Source organism: Rhizobium mesosinicum (genome assembly GCF_019511345.1).
Classification (GTDB): Bacteria; Pseudomonadota; Alphaproteobacteria; order Rhizobiales; family Rhizobiaceae; genus Rhizobium; species Rhizobium mesosinicum.
This window is the reverse complement of the sequence record NZ_JAEUAK010000016.1, coordinates 103,515-127,929: the sequence shown is the minus strand read 5'-3', so window position 1 is coordinate 127,929 and position 24,415 is coordinate 103,515. Positions and strand designations below refer to the sequence as shown.

At 58.4% G+C, this 24,415-nt stretch carries 24 protein-coding genes; 13 read left to right on the top strand and 11 right to left on the bottom strand.

The features are described 5' to 3' along the window. Nucleotides 1-167 precede the first annotated feature (167 nt). Entirely contained in the window at nucleotides 168-1,157 is a 990-nt protein-coding gene (locus tag JNB85_RS28690) for an MDR/zinc-dependent alcohol dehydrogenase-like family protein (protein WP_220337795.1), read from the top strand. Beyond that, nucleotides 1,154-2,191: a Gfo/Idh/MocA family protein gene (locus JNB85_RS28685; RefSeq protein WP_220337794.1), complete on the top strand. Its 1,038-nt coding sequence runs from the start codon at nucleotides 1,154-1,156 to the stop codon at nucleotides 2,189-2,191. The genes JNB85_RS28690 and JNB85_RS28685 overlap by 4 nt, the downstream gene beginning before the upstream one ends. Before the next feature lie 19 nt (nucleotides 2,192-2,210). Here JNB85_RS28685 and JNB85_RS31290 read toward each other — a convergent pair whose 3' ends face one another. Then, the gene (locus JNB85_RS31290; RefSeq protein WP_338050378.1) at nucleotides 2,211-2,594 is read right to left on the bottom strand and encodes a hypothetical protein; all 384 of its coding nucleotides are present in this window, start codon (nucleotides 2,592-2,594) and stop codon (nucleotides 2,211-2,213) included. Nucleotides 2,595-2,649: 55 nt separating this feature from the next. On the opposite strand from JNB85_RS31290, the gene JNB85_RS28675 reads away from it, so the two are divergent. The 7 genes from JNB85_RS28675 (at nucleotide 2,650) to JNB85_RS28645 (ending at nucleotide 10,778) form a co-directional block, all read left to right on the top strand. After that, nucleotides 2,650-3,207 (top strand): DUF1003 domain-containing protein, encoded by a 558-nt coding sequence (locus JNB85_RS28675; RefSeq protein WP_220337793.1) that lies wholly within the window; start codon nucleotides 2,650-2,652, stop codon nucleotides 3,205-3,207. A gap of 250 nt (nucleotides 3,208-3,457) precedes the next feature. After that, a complete protein-coding gene (locus tag JNB85_RS28670) occupies nucleotides 3,458-5,857 on the top strand; it encodes an FdhF/YdeP family oxidoreductase (protein WP_220337792.1) in 2,400 nt (799 codons plus the stop codon). Between the two features lie 20 nt (nucleotides 5,858-5,877). Then, on the top strand, nucleotides 5,878-6,483 hold the full coding sequence (locus JNB85_RS28665; RefSeq protein WP_220337791.1) for a c-type cytochrome: 606 nt from the start codon (nucleotides 5,878-5,880) through the stop codon (nucleotides 6,481-6,483). After that, complete coding sequence (gene coxB, locus JNB85_RS28660) at nucleotides 6,480-7,466, top strand: cytochrome c oxidase subunit II (RefSeq protein ID WP_220337790.1); 987 nt, start codon at nucleotides 6,480-6,482, stop codon at nucleotides 7,464-7,466. The genes JNB85_RS28665 and coxB overlap by 4 nt, the downstream gene beginning before the upstream one ends. Continuing rightward, entirely contained in the window at nucleotides 7,463-9,376 is a 1,914-nt protein-coding gene (gene ctaD / locus JNB85_RS28655; protein WP_220337810.1) for a cytochrome c oxidase subunit I, read from the top strand. Before coxB ends, ctaD begins: the two co-directional genes overlap by 4 nt. Further along, nucleotides 9,373-9,975 carry a cytochrome c oxidase subunit 3 gene (locus JNB85_RS28650; RefSeq protein WP_220337789.1) on the top strand — a complete coding sequence of 201 codons (603 nt, stop codon included), beginning with the start codon at nucleotides 9,373-9,375 and terminating at the stop codon, nucleotides 9,973-9,975. The genes ctaD and JNB85_RS28650 overlap by 4 nt, the downstream gene beginning before the upstream one ends. Before the next feature lie 389 nt (nucleotides 9,976-10,364). Next, nucleotides 10,365-10,778: a c-type cytochrome gene (locus JNB85_RS28645; RefSeq protein WP_220337788.1), complete on the top strand. Its 414-nt coding sequence runs from the start codon at nucleotides 10,365-10,367 to the stop codon at nucleotides 10,776-10,778. 1 nt (nucleotide 10,779) lies between these two features. Here JNB85_RS28645 and JNB85_RS28640 read toward each other — a convergent pair whose 3' ends face one another. From JNB85_RS28640 to JNB85_RS28630, 3 genes are all read right to left on the bottom strand, one after another. Beyond that, nucleotides 10,780-11,760 carry a c-type cytochrome gene (locus JNB85_RS28640; RefSeq protein WP_220337809.1) on the bottom strand — a complete coding sequence of 327 codons (981 nt, stop codon included), beginning with the start codon at nucleotides 11,758-11,760 and terminating at the stop codon, nucleotides 10,780-10,782. 34 nt (nucleotides 11,761-11,794) lie between these two features. Then, nucleotides 11,795-13,597: a thiamine pyrophosphate-binding protein gene (locus tag JNB85_RS28635; RefSeq protein ID WP_220337787.1), complete on the bottom strand. Its 1,803-nt coding sequence runs from the start codon at nucleotides 13,595-13,597 to the stop codon at nucleotides 11,795-11,797. 130 nt (nucleotides 13,598-13,727) lie between these two features. Then, nucleotides 13,728-13,898, bottom strand: a complete 171-nt coding sequence (locus JNB85_RS28630) for a hypothetical protein (RefSeq protein ID WP_220337786.1) — start codon at nucleotides 13,896-13,898, stop codon at nucleotides 13,728-13,730. A gap of 333 nt (nucleotides 13,899-14,231) precedes the next feature. On the opposite strand from JNB85_RS28630, the gene JNB85_RS28625 reads away from it, so the two are divergent. Continuing rightward, nucleotides 14,232-14,495, top strand: coding sequence for a hypothetical protein (locus JNB85_RS28625; RefSeq protein ID WP_223216641.1), 264 nt, complete (start codon nucleotides 14,232-14,234; stop codon nucleotides 14,493-14,495). 219 nt (nucleotides 14,496-14,714) lie between these two features. Here JNB85_RS28625 and JNB85_RS28620 read toward each other — a convergent pair whose 3' ends face one another. The 5 genes from JNB85_RS28620 to JNB85_RS28600 form a co-directional block, all read right to left on the bottom strand. Continuing rightward, complete coding sequence (locus tag JNB85_RS28620) at nucleotides 14,715-14,966, bottom strand: hypothetical protein (RefSeq protein ID WP_220337784.1); 252 nt, start codon at nucleotides 14,964-14,966, stop codon at nucleotides 14,715-14,717. 68 nt (nucleotides 14,967-15,034) lie between these two features. Further along, complete coding sequence (locus JNB85_RS28615) at nucleotides 15,035-15,295, bottom strand: hypothetical protein (RefSeq protein ID WP_220337808.1); 261 nt, start codon at nucleotides 15,293-15,295, stop codon at nucleotides 15,035-15,037. Nucleotides 15,296-15,724: 429 nt separating this feature from the next. Beyond that, nucleotides 15,725-16,447: a cytochrome c oxidase assembly protein gene (locus JNB85_RS28610; protein WP_223216640.1), complete on the bottom strand. Its 723-nt coding sequence runs from the start codon at nucleotides 16,445-16,447 to the stop codon at nucleotides 15,725-15,727. 658 nt (nucleotides 16,448-17,105) lie between these two features. After that, nucleotides 17,106-18,104: an ABC transporter permease gene (locus tag JNB85_RS28605; RefSeq protein WP_220337782.1), complete on the bottom strand. Its 999-nt coding sequence runs from the start codon at nucleotides 18,102-18,104 to the stop codon at nucleotides 17,106-17,108. Between the two features lie 40 nt (nucleotides 18,105-18,144). After that, a complete protein-coding gene (locus JNB85_RS28600) occupies nucleotides 18,145-18,885 on the bottom strand; it encodes an ATP-binding cassette domain-containing protein (RefSeq protein WP_220337781.1) in 741 nt (246 codons plus the stop codon). Nucleotides 18,886-19,141: 256 nt separating this feature from the next. Between JNB85_RS28600 and JNB85_RS28595 the strand changes: the two genes are divergently transcribed. The 3 genes from JNB85_RS28595 (at nucleotide 19,142) to JNB85_RS28585 (ending at nucleotide 22,131) form a co-directional block, all read left to right on the top strand. Beyond that, the gene (locus JNB85_RS28595; RefSeq protein ID WP_220337780.1) at nucleotides 19,142-20,122 is read left to right on the top strand and encodes an NAD-dependent epimerase/dehydratase family protein; all 981 of its coding nucleotides are present in this window, start codon (nucleotides 19,142-19,144) and stop codon (nucleotides 20,120-20,122) included. A gap of 48 nt (nucleotides 20,123-20,170) precedes the next feature. Next, a complete protein-coding gene (locus tag JNB85_RS28590) occupies nucleotides 20,171-21,157 on the top strand; it encodes a substrate-binding domain-containing protein (RefSeq protein WP_220337779.1) in 987 nt (328 codons plus the stop codon). 191 nt (nucleotides 21,158-21,348) lie between these two features. Then, a complete protein-coding gene (locus tag JNB85_RS28585; protein WP_220337778.1) occupies nucleotides 21,349-22,131 on the top strand; it encodes a FadR/GntR family transcriptional regulator in 783 nt (260 codons plus the stop codon). Between the two features lie 118 nt (nucleotides 22,132-22,249). Here JNB85_RS28585 and pdxA read toward each other — a convergent pair whose 3' ends face one another. Together pdxA and JNB85_RS28575 are read right to left on the bottom strand one after the other, a co-directional pair. After that, nucleotides 22,250-23,248, bottom strand: coding sequence for a 4-hydroxythreonine-4-phosphate dehydrogenase PdxA (gene pdxA, locus JNB85_RS28580; RefSeq protein WP_220337777.1), 999 nt, complete (start codon nucleotides 23,246-23,248; stop codon nucleotides 22,250-22,252). A gap of 27 nt (nucleotides 23,249-23,275) precedes the next feature. Next, a complete protein-coding gene (locus JNB85_RS28575; protein WP_220337776.1) occupies nucleotides 23,276-24,409 on the bottom strand; it encodes an iron-containing alcohol dehydrogenase in 1,134 nt (377 codons plus the stop codon). Nucleotides 24,410-24,415: the final 6 nt, after the last annotated feature.

The window sequence follows — 24,415 nt, the reverse complement described above, 5'->3', positions numbered from 1 at the left end:
ATATCATCCGGAACATCTGGCGGCGTCGTTGGTTAGATGGCCAATTCTTCGGCGAAATATTCCTCGAAGATTGGGGCGGCAAGGCATCAGGCAGGATGGCCGGAACGATCGCATGTCCCGCAGCAACGATGCCGTCACCGACAATGTTCCAACCGGAGGAGCAGTTCATGAACATGTTGCCGAGAGCGTCCGAAGGGCGGATTCGGGCGGCCATCATTACCGGCCCGGGGGAGGTCACTGTGGAGCAGAGGCCTTTCCCTCAGCCTGGACCAGGGCAGGTGAGGATCAGGCTCGAAGGCTCGGGCGTATGCGCATCCAACCTCGGGCCTTGGGCCGGGCCGGAATGGATGACCTTTCCAACAGAGCCCGGTGCCCTCGGTCACGAAGGCTGGGGGAGGGTCGACGCGCTTGGGCCTGGAGTGTCGACCTTTGGTTTAGGGGACCGCGTCGCAGCGCTTTCATACCATGCCTATGCCACCCACGACATCGCCGATGTCGAAATGCTCGTTCCGTTGCCCGCGGCACTCGATGACCAGCCCTTCCCCGGCGAGCCGCTCGGATGTGCGATCAACATATTTCGGCGTAGCGGCATCGGGCCCGGCCAGACTGTCGCTATCATCGGGATTGGATTTCTCGGCGCCCTGCTGACACAGCTTGCCAGCGGCGCTGGCGCGCGCGTCATCGCAATCTCTCGCCGCCCGTTTTCGCTGGAGATAGCCAGGCAGATGGGCGCCGCAGAAACTCTGGCGATGGACGATCACTGGCGGATCATCGAGGCTGTGAAACACCTGACTGGCGATGCTTTTTGTCATTGCGTCATAGAGGCGGTCGGCAAGCAATGGCCGCTTGACCTCGCCGGCGAATTGACTGCGGAGCGTGGCCGGCTGGTTGTGGCAGGATACCACCAGGATGGCCCCAGACAAGTCAACATGCAGCTCTGGAACTGGCGCGGGCTCGACGTGATCAATGCCCATGAACGCGACCCGAAGATCTATATCTCTGGCATGCGCCAGGCGGTAGAAGCGGTTGTGGCCGGCAAGCTCGACCCGTCACGGCTTTATACGCATGTCTATCCGCTCGAAGGGCTGGGCGAGGCGCTCGACGCCACCCGCGACAGGCCCGACGGCTTTCTCAAAGCGCTGGTGACGTATAAATGAACACGATGATGGACAGGCGTTTCATTCAGACGAGCGTGAAGCCCGTTAGGCTTGGCTTTCTCGGTGTCGGCTGGATCGGCCGGAACCGAATGGAAGCGATCCTCCGGTCAAACCTGGCAGAAGCTGTCGCCATCGCCGATCCCTCTGAGGAGAGGGCGTGTGAAGCGCTTGAACTTGCCCCCGACGCAAAGATCGTCGCCGATCTCGACGCGCTCTTGTCGCACCCTCTCGATGGTATCGTCATTGCAACTCCGAGCGCTTTGCATGCCGAGCAGTCGATAAGAGCCCTGCAGACCGGCGTTGCGGTGTTCTGTCAGAAGCCGCTCGGCCGATCCGCGGCGGAAGCGGCGGCAGTCGTGACAGCGGCCAGATCAGCCAACAGGCTCCTCGGTGTCGATTTGTCCTATCGTCATACCGAAGGCATGCAGCGCATCCGCGATCTCATCAGTCATGGAGAGCTCGGCAAGGTCTTCGCCATCGATCTCGTCTTTCACAATGCCTATGGCCCTGACAAATCCTGGTTCTACGACAAATCGTTATCCGGCGGAGGATGCGTGATCGACCTCGGCGTTCATCTCATCGACATGGCGCTCTGGTGTCTCGATTTTCCTCAAGTGGCTGAGATCAATAGCACTTTGATGAAAGCGGGCGAGCTTATCGATAAGCTGGAGGACGTTGAAGATTTTGCCGTCGCTACGCTCACTTTGGCAGATGGTGCCGTCATTCGGCTTACGTGCTCCTGGCGACTGCAGGCGGGGTGCGATGCTGTGATCAGCGCCGACTTCTTCGGAACAGCAGGGGGCGCATCTTTCGAGAACGTCAATGGTTCATTCTATGACTTCACTGCTCAGCGCTTGCGCGGCACTGCGGCCGAAAGTCTTGTTCAGCCGCCTGATGATTGGGGAGGGCGGGCGGCGGTGGACTGGGCGGCGCGCCTTGCTGGCGGTCAGACTTACGATCCAGCCTGCGAGCGGCTTGTCGACCTCGCAAAAATTATCGATCGCATCTACGGAAGCGGAAAATTTCCAGCATGACGCGAGCGTTTGGTCCGATCTAGCAGAATTGTTTGATGTCATCGGTGAATCGACTGGAACCGCCAGGCCTTTTGACGGTTTTGGCGTCGCAATTCATCTGTGGGATCAACATGGCCTCTCGACCAGCACGGACGACGTCGAAGCCGCGGGCAGCCTCGAGCGACATGCTCGCCCGCAGCAAGATTCCTGTCTGGATCGTAAAGGCGCTTCTTTCCAATGGCGTCAAGCGGGTCAGTAAACTGGCGGCAATGACCGACGACGAACTTCTGGCAATTCCGGGCATAGGCAAGAGGGCCGTTGAACTCATCCGGTCGGTTCTCGGCGCCTTCGATGGCGGAAGAAGCAAGAGGTGAACGGTTGCCTGTTCGCTGATGAAGCGGTCCTTCGTCGAAAAGATAGCCAACACCAAACTCTTCGCGTCGTGGAATGTCGGAATAGCCCAACAACGGAAGCATTCAATGTCATCGTCAATATCCGATCGGCAGGTACGTAGGACTGCAAAGCGGCTCGACCGCAACATTGAGGCCCTGCTAAAGCGACGGGAGCAAGAGGCACGGCAGTCGACCATGCAGGAGCGGGCGGTTGATGCCATTACCCGTTTCGCGGGATCCTTGATGTTCGTCTATCTGCACCTGTTGATATTCGGGTTCTGGATCATGGCCAATCTCGACCTGCTTCCTTTCGTGCCCGCCTTCGACCCGTCGCTGGTCATTCTGGCCATGGTCGCGTCTGTCGAAGCCATCTTCATTTCAACATTCGTGCTGATCAGCCAAAATCGTATGGCGGAGGCTGACGACAAGCGCGCCGATCTCAATTTGCAGATCTGCCTTCTTGCGGAGCATGAGGTGACGACGCTGTTGACCCTTGCTGCGGCCATTGCCGACAAACTCGGCGTCGAAATCGAAACGAAAGCGGAGCTTGAGGAATTGAAAGAGGAGGTGACACCGGAAGCGGTACTGGACGAAATCGAGGAGAAGGTGAAGCGGCGAGGAGCCGGAAAGCCGCCGCCAACATAATGACGCCATGACCGTTGCCTTGGCATCCACATCATTGGAGAAAAAATGTTCGTCGCCTCGAGCGGCGTCAGATCGGTCGCGGAACAACCTGCCCGTTCCGGAGTTTGACAGCAGCATCGCTCGGCACGCGACGAGGCGTATCAAAAGTATCCAGTCGGTAATCGATCTTGTGGGCGGATTGCTGCCCTTTAGAAGCAAATGCGCCGGGTGTCCGTCGAAACCGTAGATAACGTTCGGGACGTTTCAAATTATGACCCCAAGACCCAGAAAGAAACCGAAGATCGGCTTTGACAGCGGACCAGTGGGTGGGTGGGGTTCAGCAAAATCGGTGGGAGAAATTCTTATCCGCGAACACATTCCGGTCTCTGGTCCTGCGCTGCTGTCACATCAGAACAAGCCCGACGGATATATGTGCGTCAGCTGCGCCTGGGCCAAGCCGGCAAAGCCTCATCCGCTGGAATTCTGTGAAAATGGCGCCAAGGCGACCGTATGGGAGACGACGAGCCGACGTGCGGATCGCGCTTTCTTCGCGGCGCACTCGCTGGCGGAACTCGAAGGCTGGCTCGACCACGATCTGGAGGAGCAGGGGCGCCTTACTCATCCGATGCGATGGGATGAGGCAACGGACAAATATGTTCCGGTCTCATGGCAGTCCGCATTTGAGGAGATCGGCCGCGAGCTGCGTGGCATTCCGCCGGAGAAGGTAGAGTTTTATACTTCCGGCCGCGCATCGCTTGAAACCTCATATATGTACCAGCTTTTCGCTCGTATCTTCGGCAGCAACAATCTGCCCGACTCTTCCAATATGTGTCACGAGAGCTCATCCGTCGCGCTGCCGGAAAGCATAGGCGCTTCCGTCGGTACGGCGGTCCTCTCCGATTTTCAGAACTGCGACTGCATTTTCTACCTTGGACAAAATGTCGGAACATCGTCGCCGCGGCTCCTTCACGATCTTCAGGATGCGGTCGACCGCGGCGTGAGGATTGTCACCTTCAATCCGCTCCGAGAACCAGGTCTCGAACGTTTCATCAATCCGCAGGCGCCGAGCCAGATGCTGACCGGCAAGGAAACGCCGATTTCCAGCGAATATTATCAGGTGAAGAATGGCGGAGACATTGCGGCTCTCTTTGGCGTCTGCAAAGCGCTGATAGAAGCCGACGACGCCCTGCACCAGCCCGGCTTCACTAGAGTCTCCGGCTCTGACGCAGAACCGGACGATCCTGCCAATGCCGCTGCCGTGGCCTTCGCTGCCTCGATGCGCGCGGCCGACAGAAAACATGTCCTCGACCATGATTTCATCGCCGAACACACGTCCGGGTTCGAAGAGTTCGCTGCGGCCGCAAGGAGCTATGAATGGCGGGAGCTGGAGCAGGTATCGGGGCTCACGCGCGAGCAGATGATGCAGGCGGCCCGCACCTATGCCTCTTCCGATGCCGTCCTCATGGTCTATGGGATGGGGCTGACCCAGCATGTTATGGGGGTTCAGAACGTTCAGATGGTGGTCAATCTTGCCCTGCTGCGCGGAAATATCGGCAAGCCGGGCGCCAATATCTGCGCTGTGCGAGGCCATTCCAACGTGCAGGGCCAGCGAACGGTCGGCATCACCGAAAAGCCTGATCTTGCGCCGCTGGACAAGCTGGCGGAGCTCTATCACTTCGACCCGCCACGCTGGAAGGGCCATGGCACTGTGGATGTGTGTAAGGCCATTCGCGAAGGGGAAAGCCGGGCGTTCATCAGCCTTGGCGGCAACTTCTTGCGCGCTGCACCTGATACAGTGGCATTGGAAGCGGCGTGGCGAAAGCTGCGTCTGACCGTGCAGATTGCTACCAAGCTCAATCGGAGCCATGTCATCCACGGTGAGATCGCCTACCTGCTGCCATGCCTTGGCAGATTGGAAATCGACACGCAGGCGAGCGGCCCGCAGGCGGTCTCGATCGAAAGTTCCGTGGCGCATTTCCATGGCTCGCGCGGTAGGGCAGCACCTGCCAGTCCCGAACTGCTGTCGGAACCTGCCATTATCGCCGGCCTGGCCAAGGCAACCTTGGCCGAAAGCAGCGTGCCCTGGGATCGCTGGGTAGCAGACTATTCCGAAATCCGCGATGCGATCGAGCGGACATATCCGGAAACCTTCAAGGGGTTCAACCAGCGGCTCTTTCAGCCGGGCGGCATCCCCCGGCCGCTGCCGGCCAGGGAGCGCCGATGGGTGACGCCGAACGGCAAAGCGAATTTCATCACGCCGCCACGCCTGTTTCCGCAGTTCGAAAGTGTCGAGGATGAACGTGTTCTCCATCTCACGACCTTGCGTTCGAACGATCAGTTCAACACCACGATCTACGGCTATAGCGATCGCTTCCGCGGTGTCGACGGTACCCGCCGTGTCGTTTTTTTGAATGCCGTTGACATCGCTCGTCTAGGTTTTGTCGATGGAGACCGCGTCGATCTGTCGACCGCGATCGAACCGGAGACGAAGCGCATGGTCTCGGGCTTCCGGATCGTGGCCTACGATATTCCGAAAGGATGTTGCGCAGCCTATTATCCCGAAGCAAATCCGCTATTCCCCCTCAGCCATCACGACGAAAAAGCAAAAACGCCGGCATACAAGCTGCTGCCCGTGCGCCTTAGCCGATCGGAAACAGCGCCGCTCGAGTGAGTGGCGCAGGGGATCAGGCGATGCCGGAAAAGATCTTGAAGCGGAGTCTTGGCTGGGGTTCGGGCATTGTTGTTATGATCCTTGCCATGTGCCTGGCTGCTGCGGTCGGTTGGCTGCGTGAGCCAAGGCAATACCGCATCGATCCACCTGTAGCGGATGCGCTCGGAGGAATACGGTTGATGGCCAACGGAATCGGAGGCACGCCGGCAGAAGTATACTTTGCTCTCAACAAACCATACGAGACCACCGGCTACGATCTTAGCCAAGGCAAGCGGCTCTATGCCTGGTTCGGCTGCTCCTCCTGCCACGGCGACGGCAGAGGCGGAACTGGTCCATCCTTTCTCGACGGGTGGTGGCTTTATGGTCCTTCCATGGTTTCAATCGTCGCCTCCATCCGCGACGGCCGGCCGCATGGGATGCCGGCCTTCAAGAACAAGATGACGATCGATCAGATTTGGCAGCTCGCCGGTTACGTCAAGGCGGTCGGATCTTATACCGCCAGCTCCGTTGCACCAGGCCGTAGCGACGACCGTTACACGCGCCCCGCCGAAAACCGCGCACCGGCTGCGATTTTTTTCGAACAGGGTCCGTCTGTCTTGAAACCTGACCAAGGGCCATCGCCGTGAAGAGCCGCTCTCTGTCTGCGCTCCTGCTCCTGCTTTCCGGATGCAGCGGTCCCCAATCGGTTCTCGGCGCATACGGTCAGGCTGCCATCGCACTGAAAGATCTGATCGTTTTCATCGTCCTGGTCGCAATCCTCATCTGGCTCGCGGTCGTTCTTTTCATGGCATTCGCGCTGCTACGCCGTCAGCGCCAACCAGTCCTGGATTCTCGATCAGAGCGGCGGATAATGGCTGTTGTGGCAATCGCCACCGCAGCTACCGCTTTCGTCGTCGCCGTCCTGACCATAGCGAGCTTCTATACGACGCGTGCCCTGAATAGCGATGGAACCGCCGATCTCACGATAACCGTTCGCGCTCAGCAGTGGTGGTGGCAGTTCATCTATGCCGATCAGGATCAAAGGCAGATGTTTCAGACGGCTAACGAGCTTCATATTCCAGTGGGCAGAACTGTCCGTCTTCACCTTCAGGCTGGCGATGTCATTCATTCTTTCTGGGTGCCGAGCCTTGCGGGTAAGCTGGACCTCATTCCGGGGCGAGAGAATATTTTGACCTTACGGGCCGAAAAGCCGGGCGTCTATCGCGGCCAATGCGCCGAGTTCTGTGGCCTCCAGCACAGCCATATGGCCTTCGTCGTCATCGCCGAAGACGATGCCGACTATCAGCATTGGTCGACCATGCAGCGGCTTGACGGAGCATCGCCGAGCGGAGCCGAGGCCATCGCCGGCCAGGCCGTTTTCCTGGCAAAGCCATGCGCAGCCTGTCATACGATACGCGGGACGCCGGCATCGGGATCGACCGGACCCGATCTCACCCATGTCGGAAGCCGCCGCACGATCGCAGCCGGCTTGCTCGAAACCACCCGCGGCTCGCTTGCCGCCTGGATAGCCGATCCCCAAACGTTAAAGCCTGGCAACAACATGCCGGTCGTGCCGTTGACGGCCGACGAGTTGCGGCAGCTTTCTGCCTATATGGAAAGCCTCCGATGACGCAGGATCAAGCCTCTGCTACTGTGACAGATCTCGGACTCGCCGATGCCGAGGTCGAGCGCCAGCTCTCCGTCACCTGGGGCTCGCGCCCGGGTTTTTGGGGCGCCATTGCGACCGTCGACCACAAGATTATCGCAAAACGGTATGTCGTGACGGCGTTCGTCTTTCTCATCCTAGGCGGAATGCTTGCGCTTGCCATGCGCCTGCAGCTGGCAGAGCCGGAAGCCCGATTCATCGGCCCCGACCGGTACAACCAGATTTTCACCATGCACGGGTCGAACATGATGTTCCTCTTCGCCGTTCCGGTGATGGAGGCCATGGGCGTTTATTTCGTCCCCCTCCTGGTCGGCACCCGCAACATTGCCTTTCCGAGACTGAATGCCTTTTCTTATTGGATATTCCTCTTCGGAGGCATCCTGCTCTGGCTATCCTTTGCCCTCGACACAGCCCCCGACGTCGGATGGTTTGCCTACGTGCCGCTGTCGGGACCCGAATATGGCTCCGGCAAACGCGCCGATATCTGGGCGCAGATGATCACCTTCACCGAACTCTCGGCGCTCGCCGTCGCGGTCGAAATCGTGGTCACCGTCTTCAAGCAACGGGCGCCGGGCATGTCTTTGGATAAGGTTCCCGTGCTGGTCTGGGCGATGCTCGTCATGTCGTTTCTCGTCATCATGGCCATGCCGGCGATCATGTTCGCCAGTTCAACGCTGATCCTCGACCGATTGGTCGGTACGCAGTTCTATAATCCGGCAGAGGGAGGCGACGCGCTGCTGTGGCAGCACTTGTTCTGGTTTTTTGGTCATCCCGAAGTGTATATCATTTTTGTTCCGGCCGTCGGGATGGTGTCGACTATATTGCCTGCTTTCGTTGGGCGCCCGCTTTTCGGTTACGTGCTCATGGTGATGGCGCTGATTACGACCGGAATTCTATCGTTCGGGCTCTGGGTGCATCACATGTTCACAGTCGGATTGCCTCGACTGGGAGAGAGTTTCTTCACCGCCTCCAGCATGGCCATCTCCATCCCGGCTGGCATTCAGATTTTCTGCTGGCTGGCAACCATGTGGGCGGGACGACCGGTCTTTCGAACGCCGTTCCTGTTCGTTATTGGCTTCATCGTCACATTCGTCATCGGCGGCCTCACCGGCGTCATGGTCGCATCGGTACCCTTCGATACCCAGGTGCACGACACCTATTTTGTCGTCGCACATTTTCACTACGTTCTGATCGGCGGTGCTGTCTTCCCGCTGATTGGCGCCATCTATTACTGGTTTCCCAAGATGACCGGCAGGATGATGAGCGAACGGCTGGGCCGCCGGGCCTTCTGGCTGATCTTTATCGGTTTTCACCTGACGTTTTTTCCAATGCATATCCTTGGCTTGGTGGGCATGCCGCGCCGCGTCTACACATACCAGCCCGAGCTGCCATGGGGTAGTTTGAACCTCTTCGTCAGTCTGAGCTCGCTCGTCCTGGCTCTTGGCTTTCTTATTTTCTTCATCGACGCGTTCCGCAGCTGGCGCTATGGAGCACCCGCCGGTCCTAATCCATGGAACGCAACGACCCTGGAATGGACGACATCGTCGCCACCTCCCTCTTATAATTTCCGACGGATTCCCGTTGTTGACGCGCGGGAATTGCCGTCGCCGGAGAATGGTGAGTTCGCGGTTGCGAGCGGGCTGAGAACCGATCGCCGCGAGCTGTTGGTGACCAGCGTTGTTGAAGCGCTGCCGGAAGCGCGCGAGTCGTCGCCAGCCGATAGCGTCTGGCCTTTCTGGGCGGCCATTGCGACCTCAATCATGCTGATCTGGTCGATGTTCTCACCTTGGGCCGTCGTCTGGGGTTCCATCCCGATCGCGATCACGCTCATCGCATGGTTCTGGCCCAAAGGCAGTGCGGAGGATGAATCGTGAGGGATCGAATCGTGCTCGACGTTTCGAGATTGCCGTTACACGGGATGGGCTCTGCCTCGCCGACCTGGTGGGCGACGGGGGCCTTCATGCTGATCGAAGGATCAGGGTTCGGTTTGGCCATTGCGGTCTATTTCTATCTGATGAGCCTGGCGCCGCAATGGCCGATCGACGCGCCGCCTCCGGACTTGCTTCCCGGTACGCTCCTGACGGGACTGCTGCTCGCCAGCGTCATCCCAAACGTCATGGTGTCGCGATGGGCTGAGCAGAAGCAATTGAGGAAAGTGCAGATTGGTCTGGTAGTGATGTCACTCTTCGGTATCGCTCCGTTGGCTCTGCGCGCGTTCGAATTTCCCGCCCTACACGTGAGCTGGGACGACAATGCCTATGGTTCGATCGTCTGGACCCTGCTTGGGCTGCATACAACGCATATCCTCACCGATCTGATCGACACGCTGGTGCTGACATGCCTGATGTTTACCCGCCACGGCGACAATGCGCGTCGCTACGGCGACGTTCAGGACAACGCGCTTTATTGGAACTTTGTGGTCATCACCTGGCTTCCACTCTATATCTGCATCTATTGGGTGCCCCGACAATGAGTGTCGCTATAGCAAGAACTTCCGGATTGACCCTATCGCCGGCTGCCTGGGCGGTGAGCAGCCAGCTCGGGCAGATGCTCCCCCACACTGATTGCGACAGGGGAACCGCTTGGATGGTATTCGTGGCCTTCCTCGCGACCACTCTCGCTGTCGCCGGCGCGGTGATTTCATGGCGGGGCCATCTGTCAGCGACCTCTCGCAGTACGCTTTTCGTCAGCAAGCTCGGGGTACTGTGCGGATTTGGCTTTGCCTTCGCTCTATTTCTTCAAGGAGCGGCAACGGTGCTGCTGAGCCCATGTCAGCGCTGATCACTCCTATCACCAGCGCGGCAAGACCGGCGTCAGACATCTCGATATTATCGATCGGCGCGGAAAGCAGAGGAGGTGTGCGTGCAAATCGCTTTCACTCGCTTTAACTATGCCCTGACCGCCCTCGCTCTGGCTCTGACCTTGACCTTTATTGGTTTCGCGGCCGATCGTCTTAGAGACAGAGAGAGACGTCAGGCGGTGGCGATCACGATGACGTCAGGCGATCCGTCTCGGGCACCCGCGATCTTTCGTCGCTACGGATGCGGGGGGTGCCATGTCATTCCAGGCATTGCGGGCGCGGATGGGAAGGTTGGCGGGCCGTTGGCCGATCTGCGGCAACGCATCTATATCGGCGGCGTCGCCAGCAACACGCCAGAAAATCTCGTGCAGTGGATCGTTCTCCCGCAGCGCTTCTCCGCGAACTCCGCAATGCCTGCAACCGGGATTTCTGAAGCCGAGGCAAGGGATCTGGCTGCTTATCTCTACGCGCAGTAAGTTAAGGATGGGGTGTCGACCGCGGCGGCAGCGACTTGACGTAGTATGCAATCGCATCTCGGTCAGCCTGAGGAAGCTGCGCCGTATTGGCGACGACATCTGCCATCGATGAGCCGACCCGGCCGTGGTCCGGCGTTTCGCCGGTGCTGAGCATGGTGGCGATTTGCGTCTCGGACCAGCCGCCAATACGGCTCGGGGTGATATTGGGCACATAGCCCGTGCCTTCGGGGTCAGGCCCTCCGGCAAAACGCGTCGAAGGCTTGATTGCGCCCAGCTTGTTGCGGGTCGAATGACAGTCGGCGCAGTGACCGAGCGTTTCGACCAGATAGCCACCGCGATCATGCGTGGTATCGCCGTTGATAACTGCCTCGGACTTGCCCTCATCAAAAAACAGCAATTTCCAGAGTGCCAAGGCCCGGCGCAACCTGAACAGCAACGGCAGTTCATGCGGCGGAGGCCGCCCGGCTACCGGCGGCAGCGTTCGCAGATAGGCGTAAAGATCCCTTACATCGTCGAGCGACATTCCGGTGTAGCTCGGATAGGGGAAGGCGGGATAGTAATGTTCGCCACGAGGCGAGACGCCGCTGATCAACGCATTTGCAAGATCGGCGACCGACCACGACCCGATGCCATCCACGGGATCGGGCGAAATGTTTGGCGGCCTGAACGTCCCGAACGGTGAGGCGAGCGCCAAGCCGCCGCCCAGATTCAACTTGTCCGGCTGGCCGGGCGTGGCGTGGCATGAAGAGCAGTCGGCGGCGAGAAAGACCAGCTGTCCTTTCGCAGCGTCGCCTGCCGTCAACGCGGCATCCCGAGGACTGAAGCGAGGATCGGCTTTAGTGAAGTAGAAGAAAAGAAGAACGGCGATCAACGTGCAGCCGATAGCCCCTGCAATTACCCAAACCGGCGCCGACGAAAGCAAGTTTCGAACGCGAAGACGAGCGGTGCCGAGATTGCCATCGATTGAGGACGAGCTGCTCATCATGTCCTTCCGCCTGACCACATCCCCTCGCAGTTCAAGGGGTGCCCGGGAGATCAGTCGTGGTTTCCGATAGGTCCTTTTCCTCCTCTCCCGCAGCCATCATCTCGCGAAGCGGCGAGCGGGACAGATTTTTCTCGATCGCTTGATGACCCGGCGTATCGGCAAGCGCATCACGGAAGTTCCTGGCATAATCTTTTGGCATTTTCGGCGGCATCAACGGCTCGTATTGGTCGACGAGGGCCTGAATGACGACCGGGCCAGCCACGGAAAACGCGTCTGCAAGCGTTGGCTCTATCTCGTCGAACCGCCTGATCGTAAAGCCACGACCTCCCATTGCTTCTGCCGCCTTGGCAAAATCGATCGGCGCCAGTTCGCAGGCAAATTGAGGATTTCCGAGAAACATCATTTGCTCCCACGCGATCTGATTGAGCATCCCGTTGCAGATGACCAGCAATTTCAGGGGAAGGCCGAGGCGCACGGCCGTCGAAAACTCTCCGAGCTGCATGCCGAAGCCGCCATCGCCGACGATTGCGTAAATTGGCCGCTTTGGATCGGCGACGCCGGCTGCGATCGCATAAGGCAAGGCGGAGGCCATCGAGGCGAGGGCACCGGAGACAGCAAACAGGTTTTCAGTGCCGAGGTCTATATGCCGCGCCGCCAGCTCCGTGTTCTGGCCGGAATCGGCTACCACGACGCCATCCGCCGTGATGCGCTGCCCAAAAGCTCGAACCACGGCCTGCGCCTTCAACGGCGCGCTCTGATCCGTCTCCATGGTATTCATTTTTTGGCGCCAGGAGGACATCGCCCTTTGCGCCTGTTCGAGAAATGACCGATCCGTCTTTCTCGTCAGCCTATTATTGAGGAGCCGAAGCGATTCTTTCGCATCCCCCACAAGACCGGCATCGACGGGGAAGCGCAGTCCCACCCGCTGCGGGTCGCTGTCGATCTGAACGCCGCGGGCGGCCTCGGGCCGTGGGTAATATTCGATGTAAGGAAACGACGAACCGACGATCAGCAGGGCATCGCATTGTTCCATAACCGCTTGCGACGGTTCAGTGCCCAGAATGCCGATGCCGCCTGTGGTCAGCGGATCATCGTCGGCGAGAGCCGTCTTGCCGAGTAGGGCCTTGACGACCGGCGCAGCCAGCAATTCGGCAACCTGGCGTAGTTCCGCCTGCGCGCCAATGGCGCCCCGGCCGGCGAGGATCGCCACTTTGCGGGCATCGTTCAAGATCTTGGCGGCATGATCGAGCTCGGTGTCGTCGGGTACCTGACGGCCCTGAAAATAGCGATTCGGCACATGTTTTGGCCGGTTCCGTTTCGAACGGGATTTCGAATCCATTTCCTGAACGTCGTTGGCAATCGAAAGATGCGCAACGCCGCGGCGCGAGAGCGCTGAGCGGCAGGCGAGGCTGGCGACGTTTTCCATGTGCGATGCGTCACTGACATGCGCATTATAGATCGCGACATTGTCGAACACCCGAGTGAGGTCGACGTCTTGTTGCGTAAAGGTCTCGATCAGGTCATGAAACTGCGTCCCGGTAATCGCAAGCACCGGCATCTGGTCGAGCTTGGCGTCATAAAGGCCCGTCAGCAGATGAGTGCCTCCCGGCCCTGATGTTGCGAGGCAAACGCCAAGCTTGCCGGTGAACTTCGCATAGGCGCTCGCCATGAACGCTGCCGATTCCTCATGCCGAACCTGTATGAACCGGATCTGGTCCTGGCGTTTGCGCAACGCCTCCATCACACCGTTAATGCCGTCTCCGGGGAGGCCGAAGATGGCCTTGACGTCCCAATCGATCAGGGTGTCTATCAATATATCTGCAGCATTGGGCATCGAACTGGTCCTTTGCTTGTCAAAGACTGCAAACCTCTTCCGCCATCAAAGGTTCCGACCTGCTTGCCTGAAGCAGCCTCCCGGCCCTCGAGCGGCTGAAAAGCAGGACAGCAGGATCCCGCCCTTGCGGTCATGCCCTATGCAGCAGGCCGTAGATGAGGATCGTGATGTAGAGCAGGAAGGCGATGGCGGCCACGGTGGCGATCAAGACGACGATGATCCGCCCACCTGTCAGGCTTTTTTGCTGCTGTTCAGCGGTGGGCCGGTTTGCCTGAATGGGATCGTCGTCGGGCTTTTTCATAAGATGGGTGTTCCCCTTGAGAGCTGTGCAGGCTCGTTATCTCTGCCGCCTGCATTCATTGTCCCAGGCTCGATAAACAGGACAGTTCCGATGTACGTGATTAAAGGTCGGCTCGAGTTCCGGTTCATCTGCCTCTTCGAACCATGGAACCCGCTCAATGTTCCTGGCACCGGGCCTCAATATGGTTCTCCGGACGACTTCATGGTCCGCAGGACCACATACTGCGCACGACTTCGTCTGGAACTTTAGCCAATCGCATTGGTTCGATTCCATGCCACGCGAGAACGGCGGAAAAGCTGGAGGACGTGGGATGAAAGCGAAATGGAGGCTCCAATGACGACAGCAAATACGACAACCGACCATGCAGTAATTCGCAAATGGGTGGAGGCGCGTAAAGGGCATCCCTCCCGTGTCAAGGGTGCCAAACAGGGAGGCATATTGCGCATCGATTTTGGGGAGCCGGAAGAAAATCTGGAAGAAATTTCCTGGGACGAGTTCTTCGCCATCTTTGATGAAAACGAACTTGCTTTTCTTCATCAGGAAAAGACGGAGGATGGTGAGAGAAGCCGGTTCAATAAATTCGTCAGCCGCAACTGACGATGGGACACTGGGGGCACGCTGGCATCTTCGGCAGCAAGAGGTCTACAGCCTTGTGAATAGCATTGCCGGGCCGATGGGTATCGTGAGTATGGACGGGCCCTCTTCGGCTCGATGCGTGCGCGATCGGACAATTCACTTCAGGGGCGGAATGAGGTTCAGCATGCTCTGGCTTTCTGCCGTCTGGCAGTCACCCTAAGCCTTGCGCGAGATGTGGCACTATCGTGGCGCTAACCGATCGGGTCTGTTCTTCCAATCCTTGTATGGCAGCAGCATTTGGCCTGGAAACCGCTTCTCAATCGCACTTTCCGTAAGAACGATTTTTGCGAGTACCTCATTTGTTGACGATGCGTGATCCGACGATTCACTGCGCCTCTCTAAGTCGGCCATCAGTTCGAAAAGCTCTTCATCCGTCATCGTCTCGAGCGCTGATGCGAGTTCACGCTCCGGGACAGTGGCCAAATTCGTCATGAGCACCTCTTGCCGATAGGTTGCTTGACCTCCATCTCATCAGCGCGGACCAATGATGTTGATAGGGGTCAGTTTCCTGGCTGGTTATTTTCTGTGGCCGCAGCTGCCGGAAGCTTATTCTGGGTTCCTTCCCTGTCCGGCGCCTGTAAGGGTGCTGTCGGTGCACTGGCGACATAGAGACCTAGGCCGAGAGCGCCGACAGCAACAACAAAGGCACCGGCTATCGCGGCAACGGATCGCCGTCCGTCCTGCTTGATCATTCCGAAAGCAAGAGCAATTCCAAGGAGTGCTGCTCCTCCTGCTATTGCAAAAAGCCAGAGGTAGTTGATCATCGTCGGCTCCCAATATTGGCTACTTAACCTGAATAGGTAACGAAGGTTCCCAAGCTTCTTCGTTTGTGGCGCCGCCCAATTCCATGGTCAGAGGCCGTCACCGTTGTGGAAGTCGCAAAACTTCTGGCCATATCGCACCGCAATGATCGTTAGTGGTTCAGATCCTTGCCACCTTCAGATGGTGTTCAAGTGCCGTTCTCGTGCTTGCGGCTCATACTTCAGCTCGGCATTATCGTCGCCGTCGCCGTCGCCTTTGACGAGGTCGACCGCGTCCTTGTGTGCGGATTCCTGACCTGAATATATTGCTTGAGGAAATCATCGCCCTGAAGTCCCTCCAGCTTCGCCAAGAATTCCATGCACGAGTGGTCGCAGCGAGAGTTCGCGGCTGCCGCAGCTTCAGTCGCTGCTACCGAAGGCGCTGAAAGCTTAATGCAGCAATCTCGAAGCGGCTGCGGTTCGTCCGACCAATAGTCCATCGGACGGTTGAGTGAGCGCTCGAGCGACCCTGAACAGAAATGCTGCTGCAAAGGGCAGTGAAGCCGGTATCCACATCAAAAGTCCGGCGAGTTGCTGATCTTCGAGAGGCGACAGACCATAGGCTTGCGACGTCAGAAAATGCGGGCTGAAGAGAGGGTGTGACGCAAAGGTCAGAAATGCGCCGAGCGCCGTCATCTGCAGGAGCGTTGCGGCGGAGACGATAAGCGCGCCGCCTGCAGGTCGTCTGACATCGAGAATTTCCCTCCAAAGCCACAAGGCCGACAGGAAAAGCGGGACTTCCATGATCCAGTAAGGAGCATTTCCTGACAGCGCCCAAGCATAGGGGACGGGCAGATGCCATAACCAGAGCATCGTCGTGTGAAAGACGAAGATGAATATCAACGGCACTCGGTCCCAAAACGTCTCTCGGCTGAAAACAAAGCGCCAGATAAACGGCGCAGCAAGCGAGATCAGTACGAAGTGATGAACTGCTCTTGCCGAGAACAATGCTGAACTCAATGCGCACAGGGGAGAAACGAAGGCGACGACAAGGAGAAGGATAGCGGCCAGCCATTGCCGGATGCGATTGTCTCGAAGTGCCGGGAGCCAGGTCAATGCAGCGACAAGGCTTATGGCGAACAGCAGGTAAGGATCGACATTCCAAGCTGACATCAAGAGTTGAGGCGCTGGGGCGCTACCGCAGTATGGATCGATTTTGAAAGTCATCGCGCCCTCAAACATTGTGGTTTCGGCCACTAAACATATGTGACCAGGGTTTGTTCCGGCAACAACGCTCCAGATGCCGCCGATACTACTGAAGCGGCGCTTCCGCCTCTACGGGATCAGGGAACAATGTGTGTATTGCGGATGTTTGGAAGTCACTTAGGAGACTAAATGGGAGATGGCTACGGAATTCGCAGGGCCGCTCCTCGATCATCCAACGCATTATGGTTGGTGGGGGACTAAAGGAGAGTGTTTTCTGCAAATTGGCGATTGCGCGGGCTATGGTTCAATCGAACGGCGGCAGGTCCATGGTAGAATTGGTGCCTATTGAGCACCACTCTGATGAACTGATGAAACTGTCGACGCCATCCCCAAATCAACAATCACAACAGGCTGGTATTGATGCACAATGATTGCGTCGTTCAAGGCCTCTCGAAGTCCTCTTCAGCCGGGACATCGTCCATCGGGCAACTGTTACCATTGGCACTGGTCTCGGGAATGTTCGCTTCACCAATGCGACATCGAATGGCGTCGTAAAGAAAGGCGATTTAGGTATTATTCCCTTTTGTCCATTTGAATATCAGTTTGCGCCTAAGGTCGCCTCCGCCTATTCGTCACGCCGTAAGTTGCGAATTCGGTCGAAAAGAACGGCAAGCACAATTGCACCGCCGATAAAGCTACCTTGCCAGAATGCGTTGATGCCGAGCAGGCCGAGACTGTTGCGGATAACCTCGATGAGCGCGGCGCCGATCAGCGCCCCAAAGGCGGTGCCGACGCCGCCGGCCAGGTTGGCGCCGCCGATGACTGCAGCGGCGATGACCTGAAGCTCCATCCCGGCGCCAATATTCGTGGTGACAGCGCCGAGCCAGCCGGTTTGGATGATGCCGGCAACCCCCGCCGACAGGGCGGAAATCATATAGACGATAACCTTGATCCTCTGCACGGGAACGCCCGTCAGTGTCGCGGCGTGCTCATTACCGCCGATGGCAAAAACATAGCGGCCGAATTTGGTCCAGCGCAGCACAAAGCCGGTAAGGAGCGCCAGCACGACCATGTAGAGCACCGGATTGGCGATGCCGAAGAGCCAGGCGCCGCCACCCAGCGCCAGCAGCTTGTCGTGATCGGGCCCGAACTGGAAAACGACGGTGTTGTTGGACGCAACCATCGCAAGGCTGCGCGCAATCGACAGCATCCCGAGCGTTACAACGAAGGGTGGGAAGCCGAGATAGGCAATCAATAGGCCGTTGAACGCTCCGACCAAAAGGGCAACGCCGACCGAGGCTGCAATGCCGACTTCAATACTGTATCCCGCGTGCATGACGACCGCCAGCACCATGCTGCACAGGCAAAGCACCGAGCCAACAGACAAATCGATGCCGCCGGTGATGATGACCAGCGTCATGCCCAGCGCGATAATTGCGACGAACGTGACGTTGCGGGTGATGTTGTAGATATTCTTCGACGTTGCAAAGGAATCCGTCGTCATCGACAGGAATATGCAGGCGAGAATGACGGCAATCAGAACCCAGAATGTCTGGCCGCCCAAGATCGACGCAAGCCAGCTCCGTTGCTTCTGCCCGATCGTCTGGTCAAGTGTAATCGCCATCGTCGACCTTCTTCTTTCTCGCTGCGGCGGATAGCATCGATCACACCTGTTCGATGGCGCCGGTGATGAGCCCCGTGACTTCCTCAGGCGAACTTGCCGCAATTGGCTTGTCGGCTACTTTTCTGCCCCGCCGCATCACGATCACGCGGTCTGCGACCGAAAAGACGTCGGGCATGCGATGGCTGATCAGGACGACGACAATGCCCCGGTCACGCAATTCGCGGATCAGATTGAGAACCTCGGCGACCTGGCGCACGGAAATAGCCGCCGTCGGCTCGTCCATCAGGACGATTTTCGCTTCCGACAGCATCGTCCGGCCAATCGCGACCGCTTGCCGCTGGCCACCTGACATTTGCTTGACGAGATCGCGTGGCCGCGTCTCCGATTTGAGCTCGCGGAAGATCTCGCCGGCGCGCTTGTACATGGCTTTGTAGTCGAGGATGCGAAAGGGCCAAATGCCGCGTCGCAATTCTCGTCCGAGGAACACATTTGCTGCTGCCGTAAGATTATCGCAGAGCGCCAGATCCTGATGAACGATTTCGATGCCGTGCAGTCGCGCTTCCTTCGGCTTATGCAGCACGATCTCGGCGCCATCGAGACGCATGGTTCCGTGGCTCGGTCGAAAGTTGCCGGCGATCATCTTGACCAGCGTGGACTTGCCCGCGCCGTTATCGCCCATGAGGCCAACGACTTGCCCCGCTTCGAGCGAAAACGAAACATCGTTCACGGCCTGGATGGCACCGAAATGTTTGGAAATATTGGTGAGTTCGAGAACTGCCACCAGCCTCCTGGCCTCCCAAAACTTGTCGCTATCCGTTCGCTCCGAGCCCAGCCTTTTTCGACGCGAGGATCAGGCGAACTCGCCTTTCCAATATCCTCCCAGGAAAAGCGAATATGAGCATTTACGCAAAACCCTGCGACAGCGTCAACTCATAGTCCGAGATGCTGAGCCCACTATAACAAAAATCTGTTTTGTCAGACAAATATCAATTGACGGAGGCGGCGCGCGAATATTAGCTATTACTGGGAGAGAGAGCATGCTGATCCTTGTTACCGGTGCCACGGGCAAGGTCGGGCAGCGCTTCATTGCTGGGCTGCTTGACGATCCGAGATTTTCCAAAGCCCGTGTTCGCGCGCTTTGTCATAACCGTTTGTGCGAGGCGACCGATCGTGTCGAAGTCATCCGCGGCTCGATCGCCGATCGCGATGTCGTGGCGGCAGCACTTAACGACGTTACCCATGTCGTGCATCTTGCGACTTGTAAGGAAACCCCTGAAGACATCATGGATGTCACGGTCAAAGGTCTCTTTTGGCTGCTCGAGGAGTTCCGTGCGAGCGTCACAGCACGCCAATTCATCCTGATCGGCGGTGATGCGGGCATCGGGCATTTTCACTATCGCCACAATGGGCCGATCACCGAGAGCGCCCCCCATTGCGCCTATCCCGGAAGCTATGCACTTTCCAAGGTTCTGGAGGAGGTCATGCTGGAGCAGTTTGGCATTCAATACGGCCTTAACGGCTGTTGCCTGCGCGCGCCCTGGATCATGGAAAAGGACGATTTCAAGTATTCGCTGTCCTTTGGGGATGACGTTTTTGGGGGTCCGGACTGGAAGACGCTCGTTCCGGAAGAAGCGGCGCGACGCTACGCGGCCATGGGCACGGTGCCGCTGCTGCTCGATGCTGACGGCCGTCCGCTGAAACGCAACTTCGTGCATGTCGCCGACCTCGTATCGGCAATATTGGCAGCGATCGACAACCCCCGGGCGGAGAGGCAACTGTTCAATATCTGCATGGATCGACCTGTCGACTATGCTGAAGTCGCCGCCTACCTATCCCGCACGCGAAATCTCGACTCGGTCGAGATACCAAGCCGCTTCCATTCCAACTGGATGGACAACAGCAAGGCGAAATACCTGCTCAATTGGCGGCCAGACTACGATCTGGAAATGCTTATCGACTCGGCGTGGCAATACGAGCGTTCGAAGGAGGAGCCTCGTATCGTGTGGTATCCGGGTTGATTTCGTGTGGCGGGCATGCCGTGCCCGTCTGTTTCAAGGGAGGAAACCATGAGGAAGGCATTACTACTTACAGCCGCAGTTCTAGCATTGACCGCAGGGCAGGCCTTGGCGAAGAAGCAACTCGTCATCGTCGTTAAAGGCCTCGACAATCCGTTCTTCGAAGCGATCAATCAGGGTTGCCAGAAGTGGAACAAGGAGAACCCGACAGCGGAATACGAGTGCTTCTACACCGGTCCGGCCTCGACATCCGATGAAGCCGGTGAAGCGCAGATCGTTCAGGATATGTTGGGCAAGCCGGACACGGCAGCAATCGCGATTTCGCCATCAAATGCCAAGCTCATCGCCCAGACCCTCAAGACTGCCAATCCGAGTGTTCCGGTGATGACGCTCGATGCCGATCTTGCTGCCGAGGATGCAGCTCTGCGCAAGACCTATCTCGGCACCGACAACTATCTGATGGGCGCACGCATCGGCGAATACATCAAGAAGGCCAAGCCGAAGGGCGGGACGATCTGCACGATCGAAGGCAATCCGGGAGCAGATAATATTCTGCGTCGCGCGCAAGGTATGCGTGATACGCTCACTGGCCAAAAAGGCCTTACCGCGCTGAAAGGCGAGGGTGGTTGGACAGAAGTCGCAGGCTGCCCGGTCTTTACCAATGATGATGGTGCTAAGGGCGTCCAGGCGATGACGGATATCCTCGCGGCCAATCCTAAGCTCGATGCGTTCGGCATTATGGGTGGCTGGCCATTGTTCGGCGCGCCGCAACCCTATCGCGACCTGTTCAAGCCGATGGCCGACAAGATCGCCAGCAATGAGTTCGTCATCGGTGCCGCCGATACGATCGGCGACGAGGTTGCTATCGCGAGGGAAGGCCTAGTGACTGCGCTCGTCGGCCAACGGCCGTTCGAGATGGGGTACAAGGCACCTTCGGTGATGATGGATTTGATTGCCGGAAAAGCGGTTGAAGATCCGGTCTTCACAGGGCTCGATGAGTGCACGAAGGACACGGTCGATACCTGCATTCAAAAGTAGGCTTATGGCTCGGCGCACCAGGTCAGAGTGCGCCGACTGCCTTCACGTAACGGATCGAAAGATCTGCAGGGCTTGACGCGCCCTGAATTCCGCGCTTTGTGCCGGATCCAATCGCAGGCGACTTCCTCGTTATTACGATTGTTTTGATAGTCGTGCAGACAGTCGAAAGAATGCTGAGGCAGTGGAAATAAATGCCTGACAAGAAATCGGGAAAGCCGACAACACCGGTCGAGGTGGCGACGGCTGACCGCTCAGCCACCATAAGGCGCCCAAATGCCGCCCGCATGACCGGAGCGAGCGTTCATCTGTCTTTGGCAGGCGAGATAGGTCTCAGGATCGTTCGCGGTGACTATCCGCCCGGTACGATCCTGCCAAACGAGGCAAAATGGTCGCAAGTCTTTGACGTCAGCCGGTCGGCGGTGCGTGAAGCGATCAAGATGCTGATGGCAAAGGGCCTGCTTTCTTCCCGGCCGAAAATCGGCAGTTGGGTCGAACCCAAGGAGCGGTGGAACCTGCTGGATCGGGATGTGCTGGGCTGGTATGTGGCATCTCCCGATCGCGAATCGTTTTTAAGGGCGGTGCAAGAACTCAGGCACATGATCGAGCCGGAAGCGACAGCGCTTGCTGCTGAGCGCCGAACTGAGGCGCAAATGGAGGCGATCAGTCAGGCCCTGCGAGATATGGATCAGGCGACATCGCTCCAGCAGCGGACAGAAGCCGATGCGCGATTTCACATAGCGATCTTGCGGGCTTCGGGAAATGATCTGCTGGTGCCGCTCGGAGTATTGATCGAATCGGCGCTGAACCACCTTTTCGCTTATGTCACGCGAGAGGAGGACGACCTGCAATATGTCATGAAACTTCATGAAAATATTGAGAAAAGCGTCCGATTGCAACGACCGAACGTAGCGCGTAACGCAGTCCGCAAGGTACTGTCGAATACAGACCAGATCATAGCGCGGTGGTCACGATAGACGTCGGTATCCAGCCCGGCCCAGGAAGGGCCTGACGGTCTCGATTGTCTATACCGGCGGAAAAAGCCCACCCTCAATCGCCTCTTGCCGGCCACGGACTGAATTGGGCTTCCGTTGCTCAGGCGGCAGACGCTGCGGCCCGGCGTGGCGACCTCGCCATCAGTCGCGCATAAGCGATGGCTGACAGCATGTTGACGTGATTGGCGCGGCCGGTTCCGGCGATGTCGAAGGCGGTGCCGTGATCGACCGAGACACGGTCGATCGGCAGGCCGAGAGAGACATTCACGGCGGTCTCGAAAGCAACGAGCTTGATCGGGATATGGCCTTGGTCGTGATATTGGGCGATCACCAGATCGAAGGCGCCGTTATAAGCGCGCGCAAAGACCGTGTCGGCGGAGATCGGGCCGGCCACGTCGATACCCTTGGCCTGTGCGAGCTCGACGGCCGGTGCGAGGAATTCCGCGTCTTCGGTTCCGAAGAGGCCGTTTTCGCCGCAATGCGGGTTGAGACCGGCAACTGCGATACGCGCCTTCTTGCCGAGGCGCATGAAGTGATTGTGGCCGGCTTCGATCGTTGCCAGCACGCGTTCGGTCTTCGCCCGCTCGATCGCCCCCTTCAGCGAGACGTGGGTGGAGACATGAATGGTATTCAACCGCTCCGAGGCGAGCAGCATGAAGGAACTCTTGGAGCCGGTCAGATGTGCCAGCAGGCCGGTATGGCCATCGAAATGATGGCCGGCGAGGTTCATCGCTTCCTTGTTGATCGGCGCCGTGACGATGACGTCGGCGTCTTTCGACATAGCGAGATCGACGGCGCGGGCGATGTAGCGAACGGACGCATCGCCCGCGACAGGGCTGACCTTGCCAATCTCGGGGAGAGGGGCGCCAAGCGGCACCTCATCGACAGCGATGGTGTTTCCGTCTTCTGAGGAGGAGGGGCCAAAATCGAGGGCAACGTGAGTTGCACGCACGGCACGTTCCAACGCTTCGGCATTACCAACGATGACGAAATCGCGCCGTTCGGCGGCCGGCAGTGCAGCAAGTGCCTTGACGATCACTTCCGGGCCGACGCCGGCGGGATCGCCGAGGGTTACTGCGACTTTTGCATTTCTGTCCATCAGTCAAATTCCTCTTGAAAGCCCACCTCAATAGGCTGCTTCGTAGATCGAGCGAATGTCAGTGCGCGTCAAATCGCGCGGATTGTTGTCGAGTAGCCTGCGGATCGCGAAAGCATCGTCAGCCATGGCGTCGAGATCGTTTTCCGGCACACCGAGGCCGGAGAGCGTCATTTCGATGCCGAGTTCGGCGCAGAAGGCATAGGCCGCATCGAAGACCGATTGGACGGTGTCGGACGTGTCATAGCCGAGCGCCTCCATGACCGCCTTTGTCTTCTCGGGTACGGCCGGCGTGTTGAAGGCGAGTACATGGGGGAAGATCAGCGCATTGGCTGCGCCGTGAGCGATGTGCCAGCGGGTGCCAAGCGGATAGGCGAGGGCATGGCCGCCCGCCGTATTGACCGGGCCGAGGCAGAAGCCGCCGTAAAGCGAGGCCAGCGAAAGACCGGCGCGGGCTTCGGCATCCGAACCATCGCGGACGGCTCTTGCGAGATATTTGCCGACGAGCCGCGTTCCTTCAATCGCATACATGTCGATCATCGGATGTGCCTTGCGACTGGTGAAGGCCTCGACGCAGTGGGCCATGGCATCGACACCGGTTGCGGCAGTAGTGCGGGCGGGAACGGAGAAGGTCAGCGACGGGTCGATGACGGCGATATCGGCGAGCATGTGAAGGCTCTCGACTGCAAGCTTGGCTTTTGTCTCGGGATCTGTGACCAGAGCGCGGATGCCGGCCTCGCTGCCTGTGCCTGACGTGGTCGGCACCTGCGCGAGCGCTGCCTTGCGTGCTCTCTGCACCTTGTTTGGGCCGACAACTTCGTGAAGCGTCTGCTGCGAGCCGGCAAGTACGGCGGCAAGCTTGGCAAGATCCATGGCGCTGCCACCGCCGAAGCCGACAATGAGCTCAGCCTGTGTCGCTTCTGCCGCGGCGAGCACTTTGTCGAGATTGGCAATATCCGGCTCGGGCGTTACGTCTGAGAAGACCGAAACCTCACCCTTCAGCTGCAACACATCGATGCGTGCGGCATTGAAGGCATCCGAGATAACCAGCGTTCTGGAATAGCCCTTGCTAGTGGCCCAGGCGCCCAACTTCCCCGCAGTTCCGACGCCGAACTCGATCAGGTGTGGCCGGACAACGGTAATAGGTGAATCCAAGCTGACCATATTAGG